This window comes from Gilvimarinus sp. 1_MG-2023, assembly GCF_030548285.1.
Window position 1 is genome coordinate 1 of the sequence record NZ_JAUOSC010000206.1, and the last position, 419, is coordinate 419.

Here is a 419-nt window from a genome sequence, read left to right on the forward strand (position 1 = left end):
TGCCTGGCGCTTTCAGAAAAGTGACGGCGTGGTCTGGCTGATGACATTTCTGGCGGTGTTGGCGACCAATGCAGAAATCGGTATTTCCCTTGGTATTTTACTGTCTCTGATTTTGTATTTACGCCGTTCCAGTGAGCCTCATATCGCCGAAATCGGTCGTTATAAAAACAGTGATCACTTCCGTAATATCCAGCGCCATGATGTCAGCACCTCACCACATGTATTGATGATTCGGGTTGATGAAAACCTGTATTTTGCCAACAGTCATTACCTGAATACTTTTATTATTCGTCGCCTCGAACAGTCGCCGGATATTCACCACGTTGTACTGGTAGGCAGTGCCATCAACCATATCGATTTTAACGGTTACGAAGGTCTGCTGGAGCTGCACGAGCAGCTGCAATCACTCAATATCCTGT

The 419-nt window shown here is 46.3% G+C and carries 1 protein-coding gene; it reads left to right on the forward strand.

Annotated features, from left to right (window positions below):
- Positions 1-419: STAS domain-containing protein (locus Q4563_RS16445; RefSeq protein WP_303605247.1), on the forward strand; the 419-nt coding region annotated here is incomplete at both ends.